Below are 17,807 nucleotides of genomic sequence, written 5' to 3'. Positions count from 1 at the left end.
AAAAATGACCAAGACTCTTGGCCTGAAAAGAAAAAGCCGATCATTGGCTGAGCCAGCCGACAGTTGAAACCGGTGATTGCTCGCGGTTGCAACTGGCTCACAGTGCGCAAACATTCGAACCGGATACTGGCGATACTCGTGAAGATCGGCGACTGCGCGAGGCACTGTTCGATCTGAGAGACGCCCTTTTATCGCATCTACAGAAGCAGACACACGAGGCAAACCATTCCTGATCCAAACAGAACCACTCAAGCGATAATTGGCGTCTAAATGAATCGGTCAGCCGACTCCATGTAGGTCGCCAGGTCGATTATTTGTCGAAGGGAAACTATGGTGCTACCGCTGCGCTTGCGGACGCCATTTCGTATCACGAGCTATGTTCGATCCCAATCGCAGTCTCAAGTATTCTGGCCCGGGCCAATACAAGGTCATCAGAATCAACTGTGGATCTTGCTGGGGACGAGTCACTTGAGCAATGGCAATCGTATTTGAGGTAACTGTTATCGAGCGCTATCGATGATTTGACCTCCGTCCGGGGTAAGGCTGTAACCGGTCAGGAATTGTGCATCCCTGCTGGCGAGGAACAGTACGACCGGCGCAATATCCTCCTCAGGTGATCCATAACGGTTAAGTGCGTTGGTTGGCGCGGGCGTACTGGCATCAACCCCCCAAGTGTCAGCGACCGGCATGACGTTGTTAACAGTAATGTTGTCAGCGCCCCACTCCCTTGCTGCCGAGCGAGTAAGAGCACGGACTGCCTCCTTCGCCATGTTGTACGGTGCATAACCTTGCAAGCCAATCACACCTGCCAGCGATGCAAAGTTAATGACACGCCCTTCCCCACTGGCTTTGAGATGTGGGTAGCAGGCTTGCATCGTCCGTAGATAGGCAATCGGCCCCATCTCCAAATTGCGTTGCAGCTGCTCGGTCGACAAGTCGAGAACGGAGGATGAGACCACTGAAGGGTCAAAGGCATTATTCACAAGAATATCGATGCGCCCATATTCAACCACGACCTTTTCCACGGCGACACTGATCTGACTCGGGTCGGACACATCGCAGACTACCCCGAGGGCGGTACCGCCCGCAGCCTGGATCTCAGCGACAACACCGGCCACATTCTCAGCCGTCCTTGAAACAACGGCGACCTTTGCACCTTCTTTTGCAAAGAGCTCTGCGGTAGCGCGACCAATACCACGACCGGCTCCGATGACAATGGCTACTTTTCCGTTTAGTCGGGACATTACGATCTCCAGTTATTTAGAGGTTAATGAATGAGCCGCAGCTACTTGTACGTAAGGTGACGGCACGTCACGAGCGGCATTTTGGGTGACAAAAGAAGTGATCAGCAGCGCGAGACAGATAGCCGCCGGTAAGGCTCCGCTAGGCTTGCGGACATTTAAATGCGCGAACGCTGAGAGCAGTAGGTGATAAAGCATGCCGGCGTAGGCGAGATCACTAAGCGAGACGTTAATGCGTAGAAGGATGGCAACCACGGCCAGGATCTTCACCGCAATGAGCAGCGGCATCAGGGTGGCGGGATATCCAAGGTCGGCGAGTGCTTGACGAACCCATTCCCTTTTGACCAGGTACATCGTCGCCGAAGCCAAATACAACAACGACAGAAGTGTTGTGCTGATCCAGTAAATGTAGATTTCAATCATGAGACTTTTCCTAAGCAGGCATTGATGCGTCGACTTAGGTCTACGATGTCGCCTAATATGAAAAGCTACAAGTAGGATGAAAAAGTGGTGCTTAGTATGGAAAACCAGACTATTGATGACGATCAGATCAACATGCATGAGGAAATGCGCCGTGCATTCGCGCTCCTCTCAGGCAAGTGGAAGCTGGAAATCATGTGGTTGTTGAACCAGCGAATCTATCGCTTCGGAGAACTGCGTAAAGCGATCAGCGGTATCACTCAGCACATGCTGACAGCACAGCTTCGTGAACTTGAAAACGATGGCCTGGTATCGCGAACAGTCTTCGCAGAAGTCCCCCCACGCGTCGAATATGAGATGACGGCAAAAGCCCGTGCGCTAGGGCCAACGATGGAGGCACTCGCGTTATGGTGGAGTGAGTATGGTAAAAGCGTACCGATGAAACCAAGCTCGCGGGGTCGTAAACCTAAAAGCGGTTGAGCCTGAGTGTCTCGCCCGATTGATCTTCGAATCGCTCTGAAGCAGGTATGCGCAAATCGCGACCAATACTGCGTTACCTGCCCTGGTCAATCTACCTCGTCCCTCTACACGGCAAGCACTTCCAATATTTACGTAAGGGGCCATGTGCGCCTTGCACCGGGTCTAGATCTGGAAACGGCAGTTCGTCAATCTTCACCAGTTGCGACTTGCTTGGTGCCGCGCGACAGATGTCCGCGTGCTGTGCCGCCGGGCAAGCGGAGACCACCAGAAAGTCGTCGCTGGAGCTCAAGTTGCACAGACCTGTGCCTGCGGGTAGCAACAATGCATCACCGGCCCTGGCTTGGATTACAAAGCCATCAGGGCCGCCCAGCATCAATCGAGCGTGGCCATTGGCGATGCCAAGCACCTCGTGCCCTTCAGCATGATAATGATGATAACCGTATACCCCGTTACGCCATTGCAGAGGCCAGCCATTAGTGCTGAAAGCTGCCTCAAACTGTGAAGCCAAATCGATGTGCTGACTTGCGATTGCGTTGAGGTATACGAGTACAGGTAGGTTCGGATTGTTGGGAATCCAGCCATTGTGCTCAAGCATCAGAATTTGCATAGCAACAGCTCCTGCTTGTGAGCCGAACATTGCTAGATCTCCGGAGCATGACAACGCTCGCTAGCAGTTAAAGTCATCTGCCGTACCCATTATCGAGCAGGCAGAAACACTCAGGGCTTCGAGCGCTTATTTGAAAAGAAAAAAGCTCCCGGATCGCTCCGGAAGCAAACTGCTGAATACGCAACTGAGGGTGACCAAACCGCATGAGTGCGAGTGCTCTTCTCGGCACGCAAATCATGCCTGCGGATTCAAGCAGGAGGAAACTTGTCGGCAGAGCAACAGGAGCTGATCAGGAGATTTTCATCACTCCTGAACATCCATGAAGTCCCTGGCCCAATTCAAATATGTTTCCGGCAATGTGTAGGTATAGGCCAGCTCGGTTGCGCTTAAGTTTGATGTGCTGCGAGTGAGCTGGCGTTGTTCACGAAGGCAGTCGTAGGTAGCCTTGATGGACGCGAAATATGCGCTATGACCTGCAACGATGATCCGCACTCCTAGCTTCGCTAGCCGTTCGTTATCGTTGAGTTTTGGGTTTCCGTAGGTGACCAACATTAATGGAATAGAGATGTACTCTGCGACCTGCTCAAGATGGGCAACATCTTGTATGCCAACGATACAAATTCCGTCCGCGCCAGCTTGTTCATAAGCACGCATACGGTGAGCGACCTCCTGCACCGATAAAGCTGATGCGTTAGTTCGAGCAATAATCGAAAGCTCCGGATCGACGCGTGCTTCTAGTGCTGCCCGAATTTTCCCTACCCCCTCATTAGTGCTAATGAGGTCTGTTGATCTACAGCCAAATTGAGCCGGAAGAAGAGTGTCCTCAATCGTGAGCGCGGCCACCCCTGCACGCTCCAACTCCTGAACAGTTCGCATGACGTTGAGTGCATTCCCATAACCGTGATCAGCATCAGCGATGACAGGCAACTGCGCCACACGGCCTATCCTGGCCGCCTGCTCGACAAATTCAGTCAAGGTAATCAGTGCGAAGTCTGGCGCGGCTAAAACCTGCAGTGATGCAACTGACCCACCCAGAATGCCCACTTCAAATCCGAGGTCGGCGGCAATGCGTGCTGACATCGGATCAAAGACAGAAGCCGTCTGAAAACAGTTACCGGACGCCAGCAGCACGCGAAATGAACGGCGTAATGCTTGATGGGAAACTCTGGGCACGATCGCTCCTCACTATGGCCTTCATCGTGGGAACGATCAGTGCCAATTCAAAAGTGCGACGAGACTATCACGCAGAAAATTGAGGGTGATGACGTTTCAGAATGGTTCGATGCGCAGATGTCATTACCATTGCTTGAGGGTACGATTTCACGTGATTCGAACCTTGGAGCTTCGATCAACTGGCTGCTTTTCCATGAAGATCGCGGGAGGCGCCTTCGAGTGTTTTCCATAAGCTGCGCATCGTAGGATTCTCATTAGTTATGGAGCAGTAGGAACGTATCTCCAGTCGTGTACTCCATTCATCACCACCCGCTTTCACCAACTGACCTCGCTGAAGCTCGTCAATTACAGCGCTCTGTGGCAACCATGCAACGCCGTATCCCTCTATCGCCATTCGCATCAAAAGCATCGCCATGTCTGCTTCATAGCAGCGCTCCAACACGCTCACAGATGGCCCATTTTTGATGACGATGTCTGCAACGCGTCCTAAGAAAGTGGTGGCCGTGTAGGCCAGGTGTGGAACAGGTTTGGTTGACGTGCCAGGCAAGCGATACAGCGGATGCCCTTTCTTGTCTGGTGCGCACAATGGAATGAAGGCGTCATGTCCCAACGTCAGGCTGCCGAACTTTGCTGGATCTAGAAGTATGGGCGCCAAAGGGTGGTGATAGACGATCATCAGATCGCACCCCCCTTCCTCCAACGCGATGACCGCGTCATGAATGTTCGCGGCGACGACTCGCGCATTAAACTGTTCATTGTGCTGCTGAAACTGAGTTAGCCACTTCGGTAAAAATGTCATCGACAAGCTGTGCCCGGCGGTCACCTGAATGGAGCGCCCTGGCATCCGCTCTACCTCCCGCAGACTCGAACGCAACCTCATTAGTCCCGCCAATGCTTCGCGGCTTTCCTCACAAAATGTGCGACCAGCTGGAGTCAGTTGGACAGGATAGGTACCACGATCCACCAACTCTGCGCCCACCCACTCTTCAAGCGACTTTATGCGCCTCGACAACGCCGACTGGGTCACACAGCGAACCTCGGCAGCCCGAGAGAAATTCTTCCACTCCGCGACCGCTAAAAGATCATCCAGCCATTTGATTTGCATAACCACACCTCATGTCCCGAGTGAGCAGTTTACGGCCCCGGAGTCAGCGCAAAGCAGCGATTTCGAAAACTATTCCAAAAACGCATGAGCCTATCGGGATTACTCATCATGCCCCTGCAAACCCGACCATAGAATCGAAATCGTAGAAGCGAGGCCGAAGAGCTTCGACCGAATGAGACTTGTCTCCTGCCAAGTAAAAAAAGCAAAAAAACCACTTGAGGATAGCTCCGTGAAGAAAAATAAACTTCCGCGTCGGATCGCAATTGGCATCGCCTTAGGCGTGCTTGTCGGTTGGGCGTGCCATCACTTCGCAGGGAGCGAACAAAACGCCAAAGAGATAGCGTCTTACTTCTCGATGGTCACTGACATCTTTTTACGCATGATCAAGATGATCATCGCTCCTCTGGTATTCGCCACCTTGGTCGGCGGAATTGCCAGCATGGGAAACTCTCGCTCCGTTGGCCGCATTGGCCTAAGAGCCATGGTCTGGTTCGTCACCGCTTCGGTGATCTCGCTGGCAATCGGCATGGGCCTGGTGAACCTGTTTCAGCCTGGCGCAGGACTGAACATGGGGGTCGTCCAGCACGCGGCGAGTCCCGTTGTAAACACCGGGGATTTCAGCCTCAAGGTTTTCATCAGCCACGTGTTTCCACGCAGCATCGCTGAAGCAATGGCCAACAACGAAATCCTGCAAATCGTGGTCTTCTCGTTGTTCTTCGGTTTTGCCTTGGCGGGTGTGAAGCGAGCAGGTTACACAACGATAGTCGATGGCATCGAAGAACTGGCCAAGGTGATGTTCAAGGTCACGGACTTTGTCATGGCCTTCGCGCCCATCGGTGTATTTGCAGCCATCGCATCAGCTATCACCACTCAAGGCCTCGGATTGATTGTTGATTACGGCAAGCTAATTGCCGAGTTCTACCTGGGCATTGTGATTCTGTGGTGTGTGTTGTTCGGTGCTGGCTACCTGTTCTTGGGCCGCTCGGTATTTACATTGGGTAAGCTGATTCGCGAACCTGTTCTGTTAGCGTTTTCTACTGCCAGTAGCGAGTCTGCATATCCCAAAACCATGGAGGCACTAGAGAAATTTGGTGCGCCAAAACGCGTTTCCAGCTTCGTTCTACCGCTGGGCTACTCATTCAACCTTGATGGTTCAATGATGTATCAAGCATTCGCCATCATGTTCATTGCCCAAGCCTACAACGTCGACCTGAGCTTCACACAGCAACTGCTAATCCTTCTGACGCTGATGATCACCAGCAAGGGGATGGCAGGTGTAGCGCGAGCATCGGTGGTTGTGGTGGCGGCGACGTTACCCATGTTCAACCTTCCCGAAGCAGGCATTTTGCTGATCCTCGGCATTGATCAATTCCTCGACATGGCCAGAACTGCCACCAACGTGGTTGGCAATAGCATTGCAACTGCAGTGGTTGCCAAATCAGAGGCACATGAAGAGGCTGAAGACGAGCCCGAAAACGCATCTGCAATCCCTACCCAAACTGTAGCCAGCGCTTGAGAGCATAGAGATGAAAGGTAAATCGAAGCCGTCCAGCAAGTCATCGTTTGCTCGCAAATTAGGTATCGTCGGCGGACTTGGATCACTGGCCGGCGGCGATCTTTTCTACAAGTTGGTGAAGTCCAGAGCGGTTTTGGAAGATCAAGGCCGCTACCACTTCCTGTTTGAGCAACACCCCTTCAAGGACGTCCTTATGCCCCTTGATCAGGGCGCCAACATGAGCTCCAGAAAGTTCTACGTGTTCCAGGTTTGCCAGACATTCGAGGCCAGCGAAGTAAACGCAGTATTACTGCCTTGTTTCGCCAGTCACACGTTTCGTGAGGAGATCCAGGAAGAGATAGGAATACCTGTCTTGGACATGATGACGGCATTGCGCAAGCACATCGATCATGTCGCGGAGCCTGGTACCACGTTGGGCATCGTCGCTTCGGACTATGTCAGGCACTCCGGGTTGTTCGAGCGCTATTTTGGCACCGACTTCAAGCTGGTCTATCCCCGTGACACCGAGCAGTCTGGGTTAATGGACGCCATGTATGGTGTCAACGGCATCAAAGATGGACACCTTGATGGTGTGCCAGTGGAGTGCGTGTATCAGGCATGCCTCTCACTTCAGGATCAGGGTGCCACGATAATTCTGCCCGGCATGACTGAGCTCTCATTGGTCTGCGGTGATCTTCAAAGACGTGGCCTGACTGTCCTGGATATCAACGAGATTTATGCGACTTTTGCCACCTTGGAAAAAGGCCAGTCAACCCGCCCGCCATTTAAACTTGGGATAGTAGGCGGAGTTGGGCCGGCGGCAACGGTCGACTTCATGGGTAAGGTCGTGGCACACACACCCGCAGGCCGCGACCAGGAGCACATCAAAATGGTGGTAGAACAAAACCCCCAGATCCCTGATCGCACGGCCAACCTGCTGAATGACGAAACTGATCCAACGATGGCGATGTACGCAACATGCAAGCGGCTGGAAAGCGCTGGCGCCAATGCCATAGCCATTCCTTGTAATACCGCTCATGCATTTGTTGAGCGCATCCAGGCACATCTTCGTGTGCCTATCGTGAATATGTTGACTGAGACAGTAGAGGCAATCGTGCACAGATATGGCGCAGGCAAAACCGTTGGCCTGCTTGCTACTTCCGGCACGATAAAAAGTCAGGTGTATCACGAAGCAGCGCGACGGGCTGGACTTCAAATCATCATCCCTGGCGCGAACTACCAAACGCTGGTGATGGATTCGATCTACGGAGATCACGGAATCAAGGCGGGGTTTACGGAGGGCATTTGTAGGGATCAGTTACTCACCGCCGCAGAGCATCTATGTGAACTGGGTGCAGATGTACTCATCCTGGGGTGCACAGAGCTTCCATTGGTGCTCCAGCATAGCGAATCCTACATGATCAGAAATCATGAGGTTGCATTGGTCGACCCGACAACCATTTTGGCATTGAAGTGCATCGAGCTAGCCCAAGAAAATACAGCAAAGCCAAGTCAGCCAAATGGCCTTTAGAGCTGGAAAACCTGCTCTCAATTCCAATTCCTCATCTAGCAAAAAGGCCCTTTTCGGGCCTTACCGAAAGGTGACCTTGTACCGCCGAGAGCACCGAAGTGGCAGGCCGTGTCCACTGAACTTCAAGGTCTACGCGATACCCTGAGCGCCAAGACTGGCATCCACTTCGACGTTCAACCCAAGCACCTCATAGTCCCGAGAAACCACCAGCATCGTCGCCTCCTCAACCGTTCCTTCATTACGGCACAACATCCAACCGTGATCCTTGACCGCTTGCTCGAACATTTCCGTACACGCCACATGCTCTGCGTGCTTCTGGATCACAGTGCCGCCCAGTCCTCGTGGTCGGTTGGCAACTCTGGCCCATGAAATATCCGGATCGGTGACGACGCCGACATGCAGATCTGGCACCTGCACGTCTCGCTCCATATTCAATTGAAGAATCTCGGCAAACGGGATGGTTTGGCGAAACGCGGCATCCGAGGGATACCAGCGATCGATCAAGATGATGCTGTCCAGCGGCTGCTTCGTCAGAACGTTCTGGGAGATCCAGCGACGGCTATCCGCAAGGCGCTGACACACAGCTCACTCCAGATCCCGGCAAGGATTTCTCGCCAGAGTGTTGACCAAGGCCATGGTTTCACCCCTGAACGGATCGCTTTTTCTCTCGCAAAGCCGGATGACTTTCTGGTTGCCCGCCCTCAGTACTTGCGTAACGGCTTCCAACAGAGTGGTTTTGCCGGTGCCTTTGGGCCCATCCAGAGAAACGAACAGCGGACGATTCATTGTTCACGCAACAATCAAGACATTGATGCCCACTCTAACCTCATTTCCGGTATTCCATCAGCGCATCCCTGCCCCTTGCTGATACTCCCGCGGCGTACAACCCAACTCCCGGCGAAACACCGTGTGCAGATACTGCGCAGATTTAAACCCGCAACTGCGCGCAACGTCGGCAATCACCGAGTCAGTATTTTTCAATCCGCTGGTGGCCGCTGCCAGTTTGAAACGCAGGATCTCGTCATGCACGCTGCAGCCTCGCTCGGCGCGGAAATGCGCTTCGAGTGATGAACGCGACACACCGACATACGCCGCCACCTGCGCCGTTTTGATGCCCTGGCAAGCGTATTGACGGATGAACAGCAGCGCTTGCATGACGTAGGGATTGCCCAAAGGCTGGTGCAAGCTCGACACCTGCACGTTGACCGCATCGGGAGGAATCAGGATTTGTGTACCGGTGGACGGCATGCCATGGAGCATCTGATGGAGCAATTGCGCGGCGGTACGGCCCATGGTTTCCGTGCCCTGTATCACCGAACTCAGAGGCACTCGAGTCAAACTGCGCGTCAGCGGGTCGTTGTCGATGCCAATCAATGCCACCTGCTCCGGCACGGCAATCCCGGCGGTCAGGCAGGCTTGCAGCAACTGGCGCGCACGGGCGTCGCTGACGGCGATGATGCCGATGGGTTTGGGCAGGCTCTGCAGCCAGGCGATCAGTTGTTCGACGGCGCTGTCCCACAGCGGTGCGCTGGTGCCCATGCCGCGATAGATTTCGCCGTGCAAGCCGTCGCGTTTCATCAGTTTGCGAAAGGCTTTTTCCCGCTCCTGCGCCCAACGATTGGCTTGCGCTTCCGGCAGGCTGAAACAGGCAAAGCGCTGCAGTCCCGCCTCGATCAAGTGCGTGTACGCCAGCGTCATCAGCGCGTTGTTATCGGTGGCGACGTAGGGAATCGCTTTCGGATAGGCGCGTTTATCCTCGTACGAGCCCCCTACCGCCACCACCGGCATCTGGATATCGGCCAGTGCCTCGCCAATCAGCGGATCGTCGAAATCGGCAATGATCCCGTCGCCCTGCCAGCGCTCGATGCCTTTCAAACGACAGAGAAAATCCTCCTCGAGAAACAGGTCCCAGGAGGCGCGGGTGCTGCTCAGGTAGTTGCCGATGCCGCTGATGATGCCACGGTCGTAGATCTTGCTGCCGTTGAACAACAGGGCGATGCGGTGAACAGGCGGTACGGTTTTCATTGTTTTTATGCTTGTTCTGGGCCCCCTTGTCACAGAGGCGATTGGCACAGACTAGGCGCCTGGCCGAAGAAGCTCAATACGCAAAATCGCACCCCGTGTTGATGTTTTTCATAATCAGCGGGTACAGGGCCGTTGCTAGTATCGAGACACCGCCAAGAACAACAAGGACAAGGTCCATGCAGTATTTCCCCGATGTCGATGCGATTCGCTACGAAGGCCCAGACAGCGATTCTCCCCTCTCCTTTCGTCACTACGACGCCGACAAACTCATCCTCGGCAAACCCATGCGCGAACACCTGCGCATGGCCGCCTGTTACTGGCACACGTTCGTCTGGCCGGGTTCCGATGTGTTCGGCGCGGGGACGTTCAAGCGCCCATGGCAACATGCCGGCGACCCGATGGAACTGGCGATCGGCAAAGCAGCCGCCGCCTTCGAGTTTTTCTCCAAACTGGGTATCGACTATTACTGCTTCCATGACACCGATGTCGCTCCGGAAGGCAGCTCTCTGAAGGAGTACCGCAACCACTTCGCGCAGATGGTTGACCACCTCGAGCAACACCAGGAAGCCAGCGGTATCAAGCTGCTGTGGGGCACCGCCAATTGCTTCAGCAACCCGCGTTTCGCTGCCGGCGCCGCGAGCAACCCCGATCCCGAAGTGTTCGCCTGCGCCGCTGCCCAGGTGTTCAGCGCCATGAACGCGACCCATCGCCTGAAAGGCGCCAACTACGTGTTGTGGGGTGGTCGAGAAGGCTATGAAACCCTGCTCAACACGGACTTGAAGCGTGAACGCGAACAACTCGGGCGCTTTATGCGCATGGTGGTCGAGCACAAACATAAGATCGGCTTCACCGGTGATCTGCTGATCGAACCCAAGCCGCAGGAGCCGACCAAGCATCAATACGATTACGACAGCGCCACCGTGTTCGGCTTTCTCCAGCAGTTCGGGCTGGAGCACGAAATCAAGGTCAACATCGAGGCCAACCACGCGACACTGGCCGGTCATAGCTTTCATCACGAGATTGCGACGGCGGTCTCGCTGGGGATTTTCGGCAGCATCGACGCCAACCGTGGCGATCCGCAAAACGGCTGGGACACCGATCAATTCCCTAACAGCGTCGAAGAAATGACCTTGGCCACCTATGAAATCCTCAAGGCTGGCGGCTTCAAGAATGGCGGTTTCAACTTCGACTCCAAGGTTCGCCGGCAAAGCCTTGATCAGATTGATCTGTTCCATGGCCACGTCGGTGCTATGGACGTTCTCGCCCTGTCCCTGGAGCGCGCAGCGGCCATGGTGCAGAACGACGAACTGCAACGGCTCAAGGATCAACGCTACGCCGGTTGGCAGCAGCCGTTCGGGCAGGCGGTGATAGCCGGTGACTTCAACCTTGAGTCGTTGGCCGAGCACGCGTTCACCAACGAGTTGAACCCGCAAGCCGTCAGCGGCCGTCAGGAAAGGCTCGAGAACATCGTCAATCGGTTTATCTATAGCTGATCACACAGAGAGTCTGCGGGCGCATCGACGCGGTGACATTTCTACGACAAATCTGTGCCTGCGGCGCCGGCGGATTCTCTACAGTTTTACCAGCCCGATACTCATCGTCAGGCCGTGTCTTTCCAACAAAAATAAAAGGACGCCCCACTATGAAGAACGTAAAACGCACGCTATTGGCCTCTGCCCTGGCGCTGCTGTCACTGCCGGTGATGGCTGACGCAGCCCACCCGAAAATCGGTTTCTCCATTGATGACCTGCGCCTGGAACGCTGGTCGCGTGACCGTGATTACTTCGTCGCGGCAGCGGAAAAAATGGATGCCAAGGTCTTCGTGCAGTCGGCCGATGCCAACGAACAGAAGCAGATTTCCCAGATCGAAAACCTCATCTCCCGGGGCGTCGATGTCATCGTCATCGTCCCGTTCAACGCCACGGTGCTGACCAACGCGGTGGCCGAAGCGAAGAAAGCCGGGATCAAAGTCGTCTCCTACGATCGGCTGATCCTCAACGCCGATGTCGACGCCTACATTTCCTTCGATAACGAAAAAGTCGGCGAAATGCAGGCCAGCGGTGTGCTGAAAGCGGCGCCCAAGGGTAATTACTTTTTGCTCGGTGGTGCGCCCACCGACAACAACGCCAAAATCCTCCGCGAAGGCCAGATGAAAGTGCTGCAACCGGCCATCGACAAGGGCGATATCAAGATCGTCGGCCAACAGTGGGTGAAGGAATGGAACCCGACCGAAGCGCTGAGCATTGTTGAAAACGCCCTGACCCGTAACGACAACAAAATCGACGGCATCGTCGCCTCCAACGACGCCACGGCAGGCGGAGCGATTCAGGCACTGGCGGCACAGCAACTGGCCGGAAAAGTGCCGATTTCCGGGCAGGACGCTGACCTTGCCGCGGTCAAACGAGTGATCGCCGGCACGCAAACCATGACCGTGTACAAACCGCTGAAACTCATCGCCACCGAAGCGGCCAAGCTCTCGGTGCAACTGGCGCGCAACGAAAAACCCGCCTTCAGTTCGCAGTACGACAACGGCAGAAAAAAGGTCGACACCATCCTGCTCACGCCAACGCCGTTGACCAAGGACAACATCGACCTGCTCGAACAGGACGGCTTCTACACCAAGGCGCAAATTGCCGGGAAGTGACCCCATCACAAATCTCCGGTGATACGAAAACCCTTGTGGGAGCGAGCCTGCTCGCGAAGACGGCAGCACATTCGGTATCGATGCCAGCTGAACCACCGCTTTCGCGAGCAAGTTCGCTCCCACAGGTTTCGTGGTGTGTGAGTCTTTGATATACGAGCCCTGTCCATGTCCGACTATCTGCTGCAAATGAACGGCATCGTCAAAACCTTCGGCGGTGTCAAAGCGCTCAACGGCATCGACATCAAGGTCAGGCCCGGCGAGTGCGTTGGCCTGTGCGGCGAGAATGGCGCCGGCAAATCCACGCTGATGAAGATCCTCTCGGCGGTCTACCCGCACGGCACCTGGGACGGCGAAATCTTCTGGGACGGTCAGCCGCTCAGGGCGCAATCGATCAGTGAAACGGAGGCTGCCGGCATCGTCATCATTCACCAGGAACTGACGCTGGTGCCTGACCTGTCGGTGGCCGAAAACATTTTCATGGGCCATGAATTGACGCTGCCCGGCGGACGGATGAATTACCCGGCGATGATCCACCGCGCCGAAGCCCTGATGCGCGAACTCAAAGTCCCCGATATGAACGTATCGCTGCCGGTTTCGCAGTACGGCGGCGGCTATCAGCAACTGGTGGAAATCGCCAAAGCCCTGAACAAGAAAGCCCGGCTGCTGATCCTCGACGAGCCCTCCTCGGCCTTGAGCCGTTCGGAAATCGAGGTATTGCTGGACATCATCCGGGACCTCAAAGCCAAAGGCGTGGCCTGCGTCTACATCTCGCACAAGCTCGATGAAGTGGCCGCCGTGTGCGACACCATTTCGGTGATCCGCGACGGCAAACACATCGCTACCACCGCCATGGTCGACATGGACATTGCGCAGATCATCACCCAGATGGTCGGGCGGGAAATGAGCAACCTCTACCCCTCCGAGCCGCACGACATTGGCGAGGTGATTTTCGAGGCCCGGCACATCACCTGCTACGACGTCGACAACCCCCAGCGCAAACGGGTCGACGATATTTCCTTCGTGCTCAAACGCGGCGAAATCCTCGGCATCGCCGGGCTGGTCGGTGCCGGCCGCACCGAATTGGTAACCGCGCTGTTCGGCGCCTACCCCGGTCGCCACGTGGGCGAAGTCTGGCTGGACGGGCACGCAATCGACACACGCACGCCGCTCAAGTCCATCCGTGCCGGCCTGTGCCTGGTGCCCGAGGACCGCAAACGCCAAGGCATCATTCCTGACCTGGGCGTCGGCCAGAACATCACCCTCGCCGTGCTGGACAACTATTCGAAACTGACCCGCATCGACGCCGAAGCCGAACTGGGCAGCATCGATAAGGAAATCTCGCGCCTGCACCTCAAAACCGCCAGCCCGTTCCTGCCGATCACCAGCCTTTCGGGCGGCAATCAACAAAAAGCCGTGCTGGCGAAGATGCTGCTGGCCAAACCCCGGGTGCTGATTCTCGATGAGCCGACCCGAGGCGTCGATGTCGGCGCCAAATACGAAATCTACAAGTTGATGGGCGCGCTGGCCGCCGCCGGCGTGTCGATCATCATGGTCTCGTCGGAACTGGCCGAAGTGCTCGGCGTTTCCGACCGCGTGCTGGTGATCGGCGAAGGCCAGTTGCGTGGTGACTTCATCAACCATGATCTGACACAAGAGCAGGTGCTCGCCGCCGCACTCAGCCAGCCTGGCAGCCATAACAATAATGATCGGAAAACCGCGTAAATGAATCAGGTCAAACAACTGTTCACCCGCTACAAAATGCTCGCGCTGGTGTTTGCCGTGGTGCTGATCTGGCTGTTCTTCAGCTGGCAGACCGAAGGCGGATTCCTCACTCCGCGCAACCTTTCCAATCTGCTGCGGCAGATGTCGATTACCGGCATTCTTGCCTGCGGCATGGTGCTGGTGATCATCAGCGGCGAGATCGATTTATCGGTCGGCTCATTGCTCGGCCTGCTCGGTGGCCTCGCGGCGATTCTCGATGTGGTCTACCACATTCCGCTGCTGGCGAACCTGAGTCTGGTCGCCTTGTGCGGCCTGATCATCGGCCTCGCCAACGGCTACATGACGGCTTACCTGCGCATCCCCTCGTTCATCGTCGGCCTGGGCGGCATGCTGGCTTTTCGCGGGATTTTGCTGGGGATTACCGGCGGCACGACCATCGCACCGGTGTCGCCGGAGCTGGTTTACATTGGCCAGGGTTACCTGCCCCACGCGATCGGCACTGGTCTCGGCGTTCTGCTGTTTGCGCTGACCGTGTTCCTCACCTGGAAACAACGGCGCAATCGTGCTCTTCATGGCCTCGCGGCGCATTCGTTGGTGCGTGATGTCATCCGCGTGTTGGTGATCGGCGCCGTGCTCGCCGCTTTCGTGCAGACGCTGAACAGCTACGACGGCATTCCCGTGCCGGTGTTGTTGCTGCTGATTCTGCTGGGCGTGTTCAGCTACGTGACCAGTCAGACCGTGTTCGGCCGGCGCGTGTATGCCGTGGGCAGCAATATGGAAGCGACACGCCTGTCCGGGATCAATGTGCAGGCGGTGAAACTGTGGATTTTCGGGATCATGGGCGTGATGTGCGCCCTCGCCGGCGTGGTCAATACCGCGCGCCTGGCCGCCGGTTCGCCTTCGGCCGGCAGCATGGGCGAACTCGACGCCATCGCCGCCTGCTTTATCGGCGGCACCTCCATGCGCGGTGGCTCCGGCACGGTGTACGGCGCCCTCCTCGGCGCGCTGGTCATCACCAGTCTGGACAACGGCATGTCGATGCTCGATGTCGACAGCTACTGGCAGATGATCGTCAAGGGCAGCATTCTGGTGTTGGCGGTTTGGGTGGATGTGAGTACGCGGACCGGGCGCCGTTGAGCCGTAGGGGTCACGCTGCGGGTGCCGGCGACGGGCTGAGAATTTCCATGAGGAAATCGATAAACACATTGATCCGGCTGGAGCCACGGTGATTGGGTAAATACAACGCGTTGATGCAGGTGCTGGCACTGCCGGGATTGACCTCGTAATGCTCAAGTAAGCGGGTCAACCGGCCGGCTGCCACGTCGTCGCGCACCAGCCAGTCAGCCAGCAGCGTCACCCCGCCGCCACCGATGGCGGCTTCGCGCAGAATGTCGGCGTTGTTGCTTTGCAGGCGCCCGTGGACGTTGAGCTGAATGGGCGCGTCTTCATTCTGAAAGGTCCAGTGCTGGTGGGTGCCGCCGTAATCGAAACGCAGGCACTGATGCTCCAGCAAATCCCGTGGATGACCAAGCGCCGCGCTACGCGCCAGATACGCCGGACTGGCCACCACCCAGCGTTCAAACTGCCCCACGCGTTTGCTGACGATATCGTCACTGACCACCGACGATCCCAGCCGCACGGAAACATCGACCTGCTCGCTGAGCAGGTCGCTGACCTGATCGCTCAGCGACAGACTGATCTCCAGCCCCGGATGCCGTTCAAGCAAACGGCTCAGGTGCGGCGCGATCAGGCGTCGGCCGAACTCCACCGGCACGCTGATGCGCAGACGGCCTTGCGCTTCGGCGCCACGATCGGCGACGACAGCATCGGCTTCGTCGATCGCGTCGAGAATCGCCACGGCTTTTTCGAAATAAGTCTGGCCGGCAACGGTCACGCTGGTGTTGCGCGTGGTGCGATTGAGCAGGCTCGCGCCCAACTCGTGTTCCAGCCCGGCCACTTGCCGTGTCACTGACGACGTGGATATCCCGAGTTTGCGCGCTGCCGAGGAATAGCCTCCGCAGCGCACGGTTTCCACAAACATCTTCAGTGCCAGCAACTTGTCCATAAGCGGGGTCCGGTCGAAAGGGAACGCGGATGATTGTGCATCACTGTTCGCCCTTCGTCTTGTGCCGCCGTGCTCGCCCGCACCTGCTGGATGTTCAGACATCGGCCTTGCGACTCAGGAACAGGCCGAGCGCCAGCGCTGGCAGCAGCGCCACCGCGACGGCGGACAGGTTCCAGCCGAAATGCTCGTACAGCGGACTGGCGACCAGCGACCCCAGCGCGCCGCCGACGAAAATACTGGTCATGTACACGGCGTTCAGGCGCGCACGGCTGTGGGGATCGAGGGCGTACACCTCACGCTGGCCGAGCACCATGTTCAATTGCACGGCGAAATCCAGCAGCACCGCGCACACCACCAGCCAGACATAGCCGCTGCCCGGAAGCGCGGCGATCAACAGCGAAACCGGCGCCAGCAACAAGGCGACCAGTGTGCCGCGACGACCATGCCCGGCATCGGCCAGACGCCCGGCAATAGGCGCCGCAATCGCACCCACCGCACCGACCAGCGCGAAGATCGCCACATGGGCCTGAGTGAAGCCGTGGTGACGCATCAGTTCAATCGGCGCGAGGGTCCAGAACAGACTGAAACTGGCAAACAGCAAACCCTGATACAGCGAGCGCTGACGCAACAGCGGATAGCGTCGGGCCAAGGCAAACACCGAACCAATCAGCGCAGCATAAGAGGCCTTATGCGTAGGCAGTCGACGCGGCAGTGCCACAGCGGTAATCAGAGCGATGACGGCCATCAGGGCTGATGCGCTGTAAAACACCCCACGCCAGCCAAACACTTCAACCAACAGGCTCGACAGGGGCCGCGACAACAGAATGCCCAGCAGCAGACCGCTCATGATATTGCCGACAACGCGGCCACGGCTGGCCTCGGGCGCCAGGTGCGCCGCCAGCGGCACCAGGATCTGCACGGCCACCGAGGTCAGGCCGATGAGCAAAGACAACACCAGGAACATCGACGGCGAATGGGTCAGCCCGGCGCACAACAGCGTGACGCTCGCCGCCAGGGTGAAGCCGACCACCAGCCGGCGGTTTTCCATCAGATCGGCCAGCGGTACCAGCAGCAACAGGCCCAGCGCGTAGCCAAACTGCGTCAGCGAAACGATCAGGCTGGCATTGGCGCTGGACAGACCGATCTGCGGTGCAATCAGCTCGACGATCGGTTGCGCGTAATAAAGATTGGCCACGACCGCGCCACAGCAGAATGCCAGGAACGCGACCATTAGGCCGGAAAGTGAAGTTGGCTGTTCGGCATTCGCCGCAACGGCCGGATTGCCCGTAAGCATGATGA

15 protein-coding genes and 1 pseudogene are annotated in these 17,807 nt (G+C 56.7%); 7 read left to right on the top strand and 9 right to left on the bottom strand.

Annotated elements, in window-relative coordinates; translation table 11 throughout:
• Positions 1-500: 500 nt before the first annotated feature.
• Both ACW9IR_RS00665 and ACW9IR_RS00660 read right to left on the bottom strand, forming a co-directional pair.
• Positions 501-1,244, bottom strand: coding sequence for an SDR family NAD(P)-dependent oxidoreductase (locus tag ACW9IR_RS00665; protein ID WP_102899789.1), 744 nt, complete (start codon positions 1,242-1,244; stop codon positions 501-503).
• Positions 1,245-1,256: 12 nt separating this feature from the next.
• Positions 1,257-1,664 (bottom strand): DoxX family protein, encoded by a 408-nt coding sequence (locus ACW9IR_RS00660; protein WP_102899788.1) that lies wholly within the window; start codon positions 1,662-1,664, stop codon positions 1,257-1,259.
• Between the two features lie 96 nt (positions 1,665-1,760).
• On the opposite strand from ACW9IR_RS00660, the gene ACW9IR_RS00655 reads away from it, so the two are divergent.
• On the top strand, positions 1,761-2,141 hold the full coding sequence (locus ACW9IR_RS00655) for a winged helix-turn-helix transcriptional regulator (RefSeq protein WP_090455787.1): 381 nt from the start codon (positions 1,761-1,763) through the stop codon (positions 2,139-2,141).
• Positions 2,142-2,232: 91 nt separating this feature from the next.
• Here the strand turns inward: ACW9IR_RS00655 and ACW9IR_RS00650 are convergent, their stop codons facing one another.
• From ACW9IR_RS00650 to ACW9IR_RS00640, 3 genes are all read right to left on the bottom strand, one after another.
• A complete protein-coding gene (locus ACW9IR_RS00650; RefSeq protein ID WP_258014136.1) occupies positions 2,233-2,748 on the bottom strand; it encodes a cupin domain-containing protein in 516 nt (171 codons plus the stop codon).
• A gap of 303 nt (positions 2,749-3,051) precedes the next feature.
• Positions 3,052-3,921 carry an isocitrate lyase/PEP mutase family protein gene (locus ACW9IR_RS00645; protein WP_102899786.1) on the bottom strand — a complete coding sequence of 290 codons (870 nt, stop codon included), beginning with the start codon at positions 3,919-3,921 and terminating at the stop codon, positions 3,052-3,054.
• 175 nt (positions 3,922-4,096) lie between these two features.
• Positions 4,097-5,026: a LysR substrate-binding domain-containing protein gene (locus ACW9IR_RS00640; RefSeq protein ID WP_102899785.1), complete on the bottom strand. Its 930-nt coding sequence runs from the start codon at positions 5,024-5,026 to the stop codon at positions 4,097-4,099.
• 229 nt (positions 5,027-5,255) lie between these two features.
• Here ACW9IR_RS00640 and ACW9IR_RS00635 point away from each other — a divergent pair, with 229 nt between their 5' ends.
• The gene (locus ACW9IR_RS00635; protein WP_110718693.1) at positions 5,256-6,542 is read left to right on the top strand and encodes a dicarboxylate/amino acid:cation symporter; all 1,287 of its coding nucleotides are present in this window, start codon (positions 5,256-5,258) and stop codon (positions 6,540-6,542) included.
• Between the two features lie 10 nt (positions 6,543-6,552).
• On the top strand, positions 6,553-8,052 hold the full coding sequence (gene cuyB / locus ACW9IR_RS00630) for a cysteate racemase (protein WP_102899784.1): 1,500 nt from the start codon (positions 6,553-6,555) through the stop codon (positions 8,050-8,052).
• Positions 8,053-8,181: 129 nt separating this feature from the next.
• On the opposite strand, the pseudogene ACW9IR_RS00625 reads toward cuyB, so the two are convergent.
• Together ACW9IR_RS00625 and ACW9IR_RS00620 are read right to left on the bottom strand one after the other, a co-directional pair.
• A pseudogene (locus ACW9IR_RS00625) lies at positions 8,182-8,838 on the bottom strand (dTMP kinase).
• A 57-nt stretch (positions 8,839-8,895) separates the two neighbouring features.
• Positions 8,896-10,077: a XylR family transcriptional regulator gene (locus ACW9IR_RS00620; protein ID WP_110718363.1), complete on the bottom strand. Its 1,182-nt coding sequence runs from the start codon at positions 10,075-10,077 to the stop codon at positions 8,896-8,898.
• Positions 10,078-10,253: 176 nt separating this feature from the next.
• Between ACW9IR_RS00620 and xylA the strand changes: the two genes are divergently transcribed.
• The 4 genes from xylA (at position 10,254) to ACW9IR_RS00600 (ending at position 15,580) form a co-directional block, all read left to right on the top strand.
• Positions 10,254-11,570: a xylose isomerase gene (xylA, locus tag ACW9IR_RS00615; RefSeq protein ID WP_457461137.1), complete on the top strand. Its 1,317-nt coding sequence runs from the start codon at positions 10,254-10,256 to the stop codon at positions 11,568-11,570.
• 149 nt (positions 11,571-11,719) lie between these two features.
• Entirely contained in the window at positions 11,720-12,721 is a 1,002-nt protein-coding gene (gene xylF, locus ACW9IR_RS00610) for a D-xylose ABC transporter substrate-binding protein (RefSeq protein WP_457461135.1), read from the top strand.
• A 165-nt stretch (positions 12,722-12,886) separates the two neighbouring features.
• Positions 12,887-14,443, top strand: a complete 1,557-nt coding sequence (xylG, locus tag ACW9IR_RS00605; RefSeq protein ID WP_457461133.1) for a D-xylose ABC transporter ATP-binding protein — start codon at positions 12,887-12,889, stop codon at positions 14,441-14,443.
• Positions 14,444-15,580, top strand: a complete 1,137-nt coding sequence (locus ACW9IR_RS00600; RefSeq protein WP_457461131.1) for a sugar ABC transporter permease — start codon at positions 14,444-14,446, stop codon at positions 15,578-15,580.
• A 10-nt stretch (positions 15,581-15,590) separates the two neighbouring features.
• Here ACW9IR_RS00600 and ACW9IR_RS00595 read toward each other — a convergent pair whose 3' ends face one another.
• Together ACW9IR_RS00595 and ACW9IR_RS00590 are read right to left on the bottom strand one after the other, a co-directional pair.
• Positions 15,591-16,508 (bottom strand): LysR family transcriptional regulator, encoded by a 918-nt coding sequence (locus ACW9IR_RS00595; RefSeq protein ID WP_457461129.1) that lies wholly within the window; start codon positions 16,506-16,508, stop codon positions 15,591-15,593.
• A 94-nt stretch (positions 16,509-16,602) separates the two neighbouring features.
• On the bottom strand, positions 16,603-17,802 hold the full coding sequence (locus ACW9IR_RS00590; protein ID WP_457461127.1) for an MFS transporter: 1,200 nt from the start codon (positions 17,800-17,802) through the stop codon (positions 16,603-16,605).
• Between the last annotated feature and the right edge of the window lie 5 nt (positions 17,803-17,807).

The organism is Pseudomonas sp. SDT291_1_S447, from assembly GCF_054070155.1.
This window is presented reverse-complemented; position numbering and strand designations above follow the sequence as displayed.